Genomic DNA, 11,470 nt, shown 5'->3' on the forward strand with positions numbered 1-11,470 from the left:
CACCGCAGCAGGACGAATCTGGAAACGACCGATGGAATCTCCGAACGGGTACGCGCCACGGATCTACTTTTTCCATTCACTTCTCGTCGGGCCGCTCGATGCATGGCCTGCGCAGTTCGCTCACGCAGCCGGACTGGGCTTCGATCACGCGCTGATCGGCGGACTCTTCGAGCCCGGCCGGGCGGGCCACGGCCAGGTGGTCGGCAATCACGGCCGCCTGCATCCGCTGTTCGAGACTCAGCAAGCGGCCACGGAGGCGATCCGCACGCTCGCGCACGCCGCCCGCCAGAACGGTTTGACCTTGCAGATCGATCTGGTGATCGACCGGATGGCTGCCGATGGCGCGCTGTACGCCGAACATGCCGGCTGGTTCCACGCATTCGAGTCTGACGAGGCGCGTCTCGATCCGCGCCACGTGCATCACGAAGACAACGTCGCGTATGCCAACTTCAACGACGCCGCCAGCCGTGCCGCGCTAGTCGGCTGGTGGACCCAGCAATTGCTGGCGCTGGCCGATGCCGGGGTCGGCGGCTTCCGGTTTGATTCGCCACATCGGGTGCCGGCCGCGGTTTGGCGGCAACTCGGCGACGCGGTGCGCGCGAAGCATCCCGAGGTGCGCTTCCTCGCCGCCACGCCGGGTCTCGCGCGCAGCGATCTGCTCGGCCTCGAAGGCGCAGGCTTCGACAGCGTGTTCTCGTCGGTGCGCTGGTGGGACTTCCGCGCCAGCTGGATGGTGGAAGAGCATGCCGCGCTCGCCCGCATCGCCGCCCCCATCGCCTTTCCCGAAGCGCCTTACGGCACCCGCCTCGCCGCCGATCTCAGCGACGCGCACGACGCCGCCATCGTCGAGCGGGCCTACCGGCGCGCGCTGTTCGCGTCGGCCTCGACCGGCACCGGCTGGATGATGCCGATGGGCTTCGAATACGGCATCACCGAGCCGATGTCGCAGACACGCGGCGACGCTGCGCAGTTCGCCCTCGCCTGCCGGTCGAAGCCATTCGATCTCACGGAACGGATTAGCCATGCGAACGAGGTGGTGCGCACGACGAAGACGCTGCACGCCAACGGCGAATTGCGCCCGCTAAGCGGGCCCGGCGCGCCCGCGGCGGTGTTGCTGCGTGGCGACACCCCCGATCTGCGCAACGCCAGCGAAGCGATCCTGATCGCCATCAATCCCGAACTCGGTGCGCCTGTGCGCGTCGATCCGGCCCGCTTCCTCGCGGGCGTACCGGGCAACTTCACGCGCTTCGTCCCGCTCGACGCGCCCGGGCATGCCACGCCCGCCGCATTGGCGCCGTTCACGCTCGCACCTGGCGCAGTCCGCCTGTTCCGTGGGGTCGCCGATAAACCGGTCCGTCTCGCGCCGCCCATCGACAAGGCGACCAGCAAGCGCAGCGGCCACAAGACCGTGCTCGAAGCGATCAGCGCGCCGCGCGTGGCGATCGAGAGCGTGACACCCTCGGTCGATAACGGACGCTTTCCGGCCAAGCGCACCGTGGGCGAGCGTGCCGAAATCACCGCCGCGATCTTCGCCGAAGGTCACGACAAGATCGCTGCCGCCGTCGTCTGGCGCGCCGCCGACGAAACCGCCTGGCACGAAGTACCCATGCGCCCGGCACCGCCGGCCGGCCTCGATAACTGGAAAGCGCGCATCCCGCTGGAGCGCCTCGGCCGGCACGAATTCACCGTTATCGCCTGGCGCGACGACTTCGCGTCGCTAGTCGAGCATATCCAGAAGAAGCTGAAGGCAGGCCAAACTGTCGAACTGGAACTCGACGAAGCCACGCATCTGTTCGCGCTCGTGCTCGCCGAAGTGGAAACGGTGGAAGGTGCGGTGACCGAGCCGCTCGAACAACTCGTCAAGGTCTTCACCAAGGCGGACGCCGAAACGAAGCTCGCGTTGATCCTTGCGCCGGCCACCGCGGAGGCGATGACCGCCGCACGCCATCGCCCGTTTCTGAGCCGCGACCCGATCGTCTACAAGATCGATGCCGATCGGACCGCCGCGCGCTTTGCAAGCTGGTACGAGATCTTCCCGCGCTCGATGAGCGACGACGAGTCGCGTCACGGCACCTTCGCCGATGTCATCACGAAACTGCCGCGCATCCGCGACATGGGTTTCGACGTGCTGTATTTCCCGCCGATCCACCCGATCGGCGTCGCGAATCGCAAGGGCCGCAACAACACGCTGAATGCGCAACCGGGAGATGTAGGCAGCCCCTACGCGATCGGCGGGGCTGAAGGCGGCCACACCGCCGTGCATCCTGAACTCGGCACGCTCGACGACTTCAAGCAGATGCTGGCCGCCGCGCACGCGCACGGCCTCGAAATCGCGCTCGACTTCGCGATCCAGTGCTCGCCGGATCACCCCTGGCTGAAGGCGCATCCCACGTGGTTCGCCTGGCGCCCCGACGGCACGCTGCGTTACGCGGAAAATCCACCGAAGAAATATCAGGACATCGTCAATCCCGACTTCTATGCGCACGACGCCAAGCCCGATTTGTGGCTCGCCTTGCGCGACGTATTCCTGTTCTGGATCGAGGCGGGTGTGCACATTTTCCGCGTCGACAATCCGCACACCAAGCCGCTGCCATTCTGGGAATGGGTGATCGACGATGTGCGCTCGCGCCATCCCGACACGATCTTCCTCGCCGAAGCCTTCACACGCCCACGCATGATGAACCGGCTCGGCAAGATCGGCTTCTCGCAGTCGTACACCTATTTCACGTGGCGCGAGTCGAAGCGTGACTTTATCGAGTACCTGACCGAACTCACGCAAACCAGTGCGCGTGATTTCTACCGGCCGAATTTCTTCGTCAATACGCCGGACATCAACCCGCGGCATTTGCAGTCGTCCGGACGTTCGGGCTTTCTGATTCGGGCCGCGTTGGCCTCCACGCTCGCCGGATTGTGGGGCGTGTATAGCGGTTTCGAATTGTGCGAGGCCGCAGCACTGCCGAACAGCGAGGAATATCTCGACTCCGAGAAGTATCAACTGCGCGCGTGGGACTGGAACCGGCCCGGCAACATTGTCGGCGAGATCAGGGCGCTGAACCGGATTCGCCGCGCGAACCCGGCATTGCAAACACATCTCGGCTTAACGTTCCTGCCGGCGCACAATGACCACGTGCTGTTCTTCGAGAAAGCGACCGAGGCACGCGACAACGTCATCCTGGTGGCGATCAATCTCGACCCGTTCAACGAACAGGGCGCGGATATCGAATTGTCGTGGGACACTTTCCAGCACTGGAATCTGCACGACCATGGCGCGCTGGAAGTGACCGATCAGATGACCGGCGCGCGTTTCGAATGGCACGGCCGCTGGCAGCACATCCAGCTCGGTTCGAACCAGCCATTTTCGATCTGGTGCATCGCGCCGCTCGGCGGCTTGCCCGCCGAACGCCCAGATGATGCCGACAGCGACTATCACGCAGACGACGCTGGCAACCCAACCTTTACGGAAGGTGCGACATGAAGCGTGACGATCCAGCCCAACGCACGTTGCAGGCCCATGCGAGCACAGCCGCCGGTAGCGCTGCCAAGGCGCGTTCGCATCGGCGCGGCAAGCCCGATGCCCTGAGCGACGATCCACTCTGGTACAAAGACGCGATCATTTATCAGGTACACATCAAGTCGTTCTTCGATGCGAATAACGACGGCGTGGGCGATTTTCCGGGCCTGATCGCGAAGCTCGATTACATCGCCGAGCTCGGTGTGAATGCGATCTGGCTGCTGCCGTTCTATCCGTCGCCGCGCCGCGACGACGGCTATGACATCGCCGATTACCGCAACGTGCATCCCGATTACGGCCAGCTATCGGACGTGAAGCGCTTCATTCAGGAAGCACACGCACGCGGCATCCGCGTGATTACCGAGCTGGTGATCAACCACACATCGGATCAGCACCCATGGTTTCAGCGCGCCCGTCGCGCGAAGCCGGGGTCGAATCATCGCAACTACTACGTGTGGTCCGATACCGATCAGAAGTACCAGGAAACGCGGATCATCTTCATCGATTCGGAGCCGTCGAACTGGACACATGATCCGGTCGCGGGCGCTTACTTCTGGCACCGCTTCTTTTCGCACCAGCCCGATCTGAACTTCGACAATCCGGCCGTGCTGAAGGAAGTGCTGCAGGTCATGCGCTTCTGGCTCGACATGGGTATCGACGGGCTGCGGCTCGACGCGGTGCCGTATCTGGTTGAACGCGAGGGCACCAACAACGAGAACCTGCCGGAAACGCACGCGGTGCTGAAGAAGATCCGCGCGACCATCGACGCCGAATATTCGAACCGCATGCTGCTCGCCGAAGCGAACCAGTGGCCGGAAGACGTGAAGGAATATTTCGGCGACGAAGACGAATGTCACATGGCGTTTCACTTCCCGCTGATGCCGCGCATCTATATGTCGATTGCGAGCGAAGACCGCTTCCCGATCACCGACATCATGCGGCAGACGCCGGATCTCGCGGAAACGAACCAGTGGGCGATTTTTCTGCGCAATCACGATGAACTCACGCTCGAAATGGTGACGGACTCCGAGCGCGACTACCTGTGGAACACCTACGCGAGTGATCGCCGCGCGCGGCTGAACCTCGGCATTCGACGCCGCCTCGCGCCGCTCATGGAGCGCGACCGCCGCCGCATCGAGCTGATCAATTCGTTGCTGCTGTCGATGCCTGGCACGCCCGTGATCTATTACGGCGACGAGCTCGGCATGGGCGACAACATTCACCTCGGCGACCGCGACGGCGTGCGCACACCGATGCAATGGTCGTCGGATCGCAACGGCGGGTTCTCGCGCGCCGATCCTGAACAACTGGTGCTGCCACCGGTGATGGGTGCGTTGTACGGCTTCGACGCCGTCAACGTCGAAGCGCAAAGCCGCGATCCGCATTCGCTGCTGAACTGGACCCGGCGCATGCTCGCCACGCGCCGCGCGAAGCAAACTTTCGGACGCGGCACGATCCGTTTCCTTAAGCCGGAAAACCGCAAGATTCTCGCGTATCTGCGCGAGATGCCGGGCGAGCCACCGATTCTGTGCGTGGCGAATCTGTCGCGCGCACCGCAAGCCGTCGAACTCGATCTGTCCGAATTCAACGGCTCGGTACCGATCGAAATGACCGCCGATTCCGTGTTTCCGGCGATCGGCCAGCTTACTTATCTGCTGACCTTCCCGCCGTACGGTTTCCTCTGGTTCATGCTGTGCGCGGGTAGCCAGCGTCCGACGTGGGCGCAGGCGCATTCGGAGCCGCTACCGGAATTCGTCACCATCGTGATCCGCGAGGGCCAGGTCGGCCCGACGCCGGAGAACGTGCGTCTGCTCGAATCCGAAGTGCTGCCGTCGTGGTTGAGCCGGCGCCGCTGGTTTGCCTCGAAGGATCAGAAGATGCACGCCGTGCGCCTCGCCGCGTTGACCACGATCCCCAACGGCGGCTTCGCTTTCACCGAGATCGAAGCGGACGTGGGCAATCACACCGAACGCTACGTCGTGCCAATCGCCATCACGTGGGGCGGCGAAACCACCACGCCGCTGTTCATGCAACTGGCGCTCGCGCGCGTGCGCCGTGGCCGCAACGTCGGCCATCTGACGGACGCGTTCGCACTGCCGATTTTCGCCCATGGCGTGCTGCGCAAGCTGCGCGAACGCGCCGTCGTGCCCACCGTGCAAAAGAGCGAGATCAGGTTTCTGCCGTCCGAGCGTTTCGCCGAACTCGATCATCTCGGCGAGCGGCCCGACATCCGCTGGCTGGCAGCCGAGCAAAGCAACAGCTCGCTCATCATTGCCGATGCCGCGGTGCTGAAACTGGTGCGGCGTCTGGTCAGCGGCATTCATCCAGAAGCGGAAATCAGCCGCTATTTGACCCAGCTCGGCTACGCGAACACCGCGCCGCTGTATGGTGAAGTGGTGCGCGTCGATCCCGAAGGCGTGCCGCATACACTCGCTATCTTGCAAGGCTATATCGACAATCAGGGCGACGCCTGGAACTGGTCGCTCGACTACCTGCGCCGCTCGGTGGACGAACTTGCCATCGCCGTCGATACGGACGGGCAATCGCCGGATCGCGACAACGAAGCGATTCTCGTGGACGGCTACAGCGCACTGGCCGGCATCATCGGCAAGCGGCTGGGTGAATTGCATGTGGTGCTCGCATCGCCTTCCGACGACCCGGCGTTCGCGCCGGAACCCGCCAGCACCGAACAGGTGAAGGCGTGGATCGACGGCACGCAGTCCATGCTCGCCAGCGCGCTCGATCTGCTCGCGCCGCGCATCGCGCAGATGAGCGATCCCGATACCAAAGCATTGGCGCAAAGCCTGATCGACCGCCGCGCGGCATTGGTCGACGCCGTCAGCAAGCTGGTGTCGGGCGATGTGGGTGCGCTGCGTACACGCATTCACGGCGACTTCCATCTGGGTCAGGTGCTGGTCGCGCAGGGCGACGCCTATCTGATCGACTTCGAAGGCGAGCCCGCGCGCACCTTAGAGGAGCGGCGCCAGAAGTCGAATCCGCTGCGCGACGTGGCCGGCTTGATACGCTCACTGTCGTATGCGAGCGCAGCGGCGCAATCCACAATGGAAAGCGCGCCTCAACAAACGGCCGATCGCAAACGCGTGCTGTTCGACCGCTTCCGCGCGCACGCGACTGAAACGTTCCTGAAGGAATACCGCGCCGCCGTCGCGGATTCGCCGATCCCGCTGGTGGCGCCCGAAGCTGAACAGGCCTTGCTCGATCTGTTCCTGATCGAGAAAGCCGCGTACGAAATCCGTTACGAAGCGGCCAACCGTCCGACGTGGCTCAGTTTGCCGGTACGCGGCCTCGCGGCGCTGGCCAGCCGGTTGCTCGGCGATACCGGCCATTCACCGCACGATCCATCAACCCAGGCGCCAGGCGCCGCCACACCGCCTAATCCGGCCGAGGGCGACTATGAGTGAGCATGACCCGGCCGCAGGCCTCCAACCGCTCGATATCGACGCGCTCGTTGAAGCGCGTCATCCTGATCCATTCTCGCAGCTCGGTATGCATCAGACCGACGCGGGTCCAGTGGTACGCGCGTTGCTGCCGCATGCCACGCACGTTAGCGTGATTTCGCGCGCCGACGGCACAACGCTCGGCGAGCTCGAGCCACTGAGGCCAGGGCTGTTCGCCGGTCGCGTCACGTCGGCGGCGCCCTATCGCTTGCGCATCGACTGGCGCGGCACCGTGCAGGAAATCGAGGACACGTATTCGTTCGGTCCCGTTCTCGGCGACGAGCCGTTGGGCCGTCTCGCCGGCGGCGACCCGTACGCGGTGCTCGAATGCCTCGGCGCACGCCCGATGGAAATCGACGGCGTGCCGGGCGTGCGCTTTGCCGTATGGGCGCCGAACGCGCGGCGCGTGTCGGTGGTCGGCGACTTCAATGCGTGGGATGGCCGCCGTCATCCGATGCGGCTGCGTCATCAGGCCGGTGTATGGGAATTGTTCGTGCCGCGCGTGGGCCCCGGCACGCGCTACAAATACGAGTTGCTGTCGCGCGACGGTCATCCGTTGCCGCTGAAAGCCGATCCATGCGCGATGCAAACGGAAAAGCCGCCGGGCACCGCGTCGGTGGTCGCGCATGTCGACGAGATCGAACAGTTTGAATGGACCGATCACGACTGGATTCAGTCGCGCGCCGCCAGACAGACCCCGCGCGCGCCGGTCTCGATCTACGAGGTGCATGCCGAATCGTGGCTGCGCGTCGCCGAAGAAGGTCAGCGCGGCCTCACCTGGGAAGAACTCGCCGAGCGGCTGATTCCTTACGTGAAAAGCATGGGCTTCACGCACGTGGAGTTCATGCCGATTGCCGAGCATCCGTTCGGCGGGTCTTGGGGCTATCAGCCGCTCGGACAGTTCGCGCCGTCGGCACGCTTCGGCAAACCCGAGCAGTTCGCCCGGTTCGTCGACAAGGCGCACGAGGCCGGCCTCGGCGTGATTCTCGACTGGGTGCCCGCGCACTTTCCGAACGACGCGCATGGCCTGATCGACTTCGACGGCACGCCGCTCTACGAGCACGCCGATCCGCGCGAAGGCTTTCACCAGGACTGGAATACGATGATCTACAACCTCGGCCGCAACGAGGTGAGCGCGTTCCTGGTGGCATCGGGTCTTGCGTGGTTAAAGCGCTATCACGTCGACGGCCTGCGCGTGGATGCAGTCGCCTCGATGCTGTATCGCGACTACTCGCGCGAGCCCGGCGAGTGGGTGCCGAACATCTACGGTGGACGCGAAAATCTCGAATCGATCGCGTTTCTGAAGCGGCTGAATCACGAAGTCGGCTATGTGCCGGGCGTGCCGGGCGCGATCACGATTGCCGAAGAATCGACCGCGTGGCCGGGCGTGACGGCTCGCGTCGAAGACGGCGGCCTCGGCTTCCAGTTCAAGTGGAATATGGGCTGGATGCACGACACGTTGCACTACATGGAAGAAGATCCGGTCTACCGCCAATACCATCATCACATGATGACGTTCGGCATGGTGTACGCGTATTCCGAGCGCTTCGTGCTGCCGCTCTCACACGACGAAGTGGTGCACGGCAAAGGCTCGCTGCTAGGCAAAATGCCCGGCGACAGATGGCAGAAGTTCGCCAACCTGCGCGCGTACTTCGGCTTCATGTGGACGCATCCGGGCAAGAAGCTGCTGTTCATGGGCGGCGAATTCGGCCAGATGGCGGAATTCAACCACGACACGTCGCCACACTGGCATCTGCTTGACGATCAGAATCATCACGGCGTGCAGAAGCTCGTGCGCGACCTGAACCATCTGTACAGCGAGGAACCTGCGCTGCACCGGCTCGACAGCGAGCCGGGCGGCTTCCAATGGCTGGTGGGCGACGACAGCGGCAACAGCGTGTACGCCTACCGCCGCAGCGATGGCGAGGGCCGTGAACTCGTCGTCGCGTGCAATATGACGCCGGTGCCGCGGGTCGGGTACCGGATCGGCATGCCGCGCGGCGGCCGCTGGGTGGAAGTGCTGAATACGGATGCCAGCGTGTACGGCGGCTCGAACATGGGCAACGGCGGGTTGATCCATGCCGACCACCTCTCGAGCCACGGCTGGCCGCATTCCGCTGCGCTGACGTTACCGCCGTTGGCGACGATCGTTTTGCGGGCGGATTAAAGGATGGGTTGTAAGGCGAGCGCGCGGCGGCCAAGCCACGCGCTCGTTGCATGAAGTCCCACGATAGCGTTCATAAATCAGAACAAGGAAGGGGAATCATGTCGCATGCACTGCCCGACCGGCTTCTGCCCGGCTCGCCCTATCCGCTCGGCGCTAGCTGGGACGGCCTCGGGGTCAACTTTGCGGTGTTCTCGGCGAATGCACAGAAAATCGAGCTGTGCCTGTTCGATCCCACCGGTCGCAAGGAAATGAGGCGTTTCACGCTGCCCGAATGCACCGACGAAGTCTGGCACGGCTATCTGCCCAACGCACACCCCGGCACGGCGTACGGCTTTCGCGCGCATGGGCCGTATCAGCCGCAGCATGGGCATCGCTTCAATCCGCACAAACTATTGCTCGATCCGTATGCACGCAAACTGGTCGGACAGTTTCGCTGGTCCGACGCGCTGTTCGGTTATCGCGTGCATTCGAATCGCGCCGACCTTTCCATCGACCGGCGCGATTCGGCGCCGGCCATGCCGAAGTGCGTCGTGATCGACGAAGCCTTCGACTGGTCGCACGACAAGCGTCCGAATGTGCCGTGGGGCGAAACGATCGTCTACGAGGCGCATGTGCGCGGCGTGTCGATGTTGCGGCCCGATTTGCGCCAGCACGAACGCGGCACGTTCGCCGCGCTGGCGTCGCCGGAGTTCATTGGGCATTTGCTGAAGCTCGGCGTGACCGCCGTCGAATTGCTGCCCGTGCATGCGTTTCTGAACGACCGCTTTCTGGTGGAACGCGGTCTGCGCAACTACTGGGGTTACAACACCGCGGCATTTTTTGCGCCGGAGCCGTCGTATCTGAGCACACACCGGCTCGATGAAATGCGTATCGCCGTGCGTCAGTTGCATGCGGCCGGCATCGAAGTGATTCTCGACGTGGTCTACAACCACACCTGCGAAGGCAACGAGATGGGGCCGACCGTCTCGTGGCGCGGCCTCGACAACGCCAGCTACTACCGCCTGATTCCCGGCGATGAACGCCACAATATCAACGACACCGGTTGCGGCAATACCGTGAACCTGCCGCATCCGCGTGTACTGCAGATGGTGACGGATTCGCTACGCTACTGGTCGACGAAATTCAATATCGACGGCTTCCGTTTCGATCTCGGCGTGACGCTCGGCCGCGAGCAACACGGTTTCGATCCCGGCTCCGGCTTCTTCGACGTATTGCGTCAGGACCCGATCCTGTCGCAACGCAAACTGATTTCCGAACCATGGGACATCGGCCCAGGCGGTTACCAGCTCGGCAATCATCCGCCGGGGTTCGCCGAATGGAACGATCGTTTCCGCGACACGGTACGCCGCTTCTGGCGCGGCGACGCGGGCCTGCGCCCCGATCTCGCCGCGCGTCTAACCGGCTCCGCCGATCTGTTCAACCGGCGTTTCAGGAAACCATGGGCATCCGTCAACTTCGTCACGTCGCATGACGGTTTTACGCTCGCCGATGTCACCGCTTACGAGCACAAGCACAATGAGGCCAATCGCGAAGACAACAACGACGGCCACAATGAAAACTGCAGTCGCAATTGGGGCGTAGAAGGCCCCACCGACGATCCGGCCATCCTCGAAACCCGCAAGCGCGTGGCCCGCTCGCTGATCGCCACGCTGCTGATGGCGCTCGGCACGCCCATGATGCTGGCAGGCGATGAGTCGCTGCGCACGCAGAACGGCAACAACAATGCGTACTGCCAGGATAACGAACTATCATGGCTTGACTGGGAGCGCGCGGAGTCACGCGACGGACGCGAGATGACTGCGTTCGTCGCGCGCGTGATTGCACTGCGCAAACAGCATCCGCTGCTGCGTGAAACGCGCTTTCTGTTCGGCGACCGCGAGGTGTTGCCGGGCCTGTTCGATGTCGGCTGGTTCGATGAACACGGCGATCCGCTCACGATCGAAGCCTGGCAGGACCCTGAAGGCCGTGCGTTCACGCTGCGGCGCGCGGGTCCAGGTTTGAATGGCGAAACGGAAGTATTGTTGATGATGCTCAACGCTGCGGAGGAAACGCTGCGTTTTACGCCACCCGCGCCACATCTGGAATGGCATGTGCTGCTAGACACAGCGGAGCCGGAAAGCGCGCCGCACCGGTTGGCGGTGCCCGAGGTCGAAGTGGCCGCGCATAGCCTCGTGATGCTGGCGGCGCAGCCCGTGGGCGAAGCGGATTGGCAGGCGGGCTGGAAAGCCGGCGCGCAGCACGGGCCGCGGCTGTTGACCGCGCTGCCGCCCGATCCTGGTGAGCACGCGCCGGTCAGCGATACGTCGCCGAGCACGTAGGCGAGAAGCAAAACCG

The 11,470-nt window shown here is 63.8% G+C and carries 4 protein-coding genes; all 4 read left to right on the top strand.

What is annotated here, in order from left to right; translation table 11 throughout:
- The first annotated feature begins 31 nt into the window (after positions 1-31).
- On the top strand, positions 32-3,475 hold the full coding sequence (locus PQQ96_RS03370) for an alpha-1,4-glucan--maltose-1-phosphate maltosyltransferase (protein ID WP_408288738.1): 3,444 nt from the start codon (positions 32-34) through the stop codon (positions 3,473-3,475).
- Positions 3,472-6,933, top strand: a complete 3,462-nt coding sequence (gene treS, locus PQQ96_RS03375) for a maltose alpha-D-glucosyltransferase (RefSeq protein WP_408288741.1) — start codon at positions 3,472-3,474, stop codon at positions 6,931-6,933. Before PQQ96_RS03370 ends, treS begins: the two co-directional genes overlap by 4 nt.
- Positions 6,926-9,136: a 1,4-alpha-glucan branching protein GlgB gene (gene glgB, locus PQQ96_RS03380; protein WP_408288744.1), complete on the top strand. Its 2,211-nt coding sequence runs from the start codon at positions 6,926-6,928 to the stop codon at positions 9,134-9,136. Before treS ends, glgB begins: the two co-directional genes overlap by 8 nt.
- A gap of 98 nt (positions 9,137-9,234) precedes the next feature.
- The gene (gene glgX, locus PQQ96_RS03385) at positions 9,235-11,454 is read left to right on the top strand and encodes a glycogen debranching protein GlgX (RefSeq protein WP_408288746.1); all 2,220 of its coding nucleotides are present in this window, start codon (positions 9,235-9,237) and stop codon (positions 11,452-11,454) included.
- The last annotated feature ends 16 nt before the right edge of the window (positions 11,455-11,470 follow it).

This window comes from Paraburkholderia sediminicola (genome assembly GCF_046027825.1).
In the GTDB taxonomy this organism is placed as follows: domain Bacteria; phylum Pseudomonadota; class Gammaproteobacteria; order Burkholderiales; family Burkholderiaceae; genus Paraburkholderia; species Paraburkholderia sediminicola_D.

What these genes read in the sequence shown, in the direction of transcription:
- PQQ96_RS03370 (WP_408288738.1), top strand. Translation starts at nt 32, where the DNA reads ATGGAATCTCCGAACGGGTACGCGCCACGGATCTACTTTTTCCATTCA.
- treS (WP_408288741.1), top strand. Translation starts at nt 3,472, where the DNA reads ATGAAGCGTGACGATCCAGCCCAACGCACGTTGCAGGCCCATGCGAGC.
- glgB (WP_408288744.1), top strand. Translation starts at nt 6,926, where the DNA reads ATGAGTGAGCATGACCCGGCCGCAGGCCTCCAACCGCTCGATATCGAC.
- glgX (WP_408288746.1), top strand. Translation starts at nt 9,235, where the DNA reads ATGTCGCATGCACTGCCCGACCGGCTTCTGCCCGGCTCGCCCTATCCG.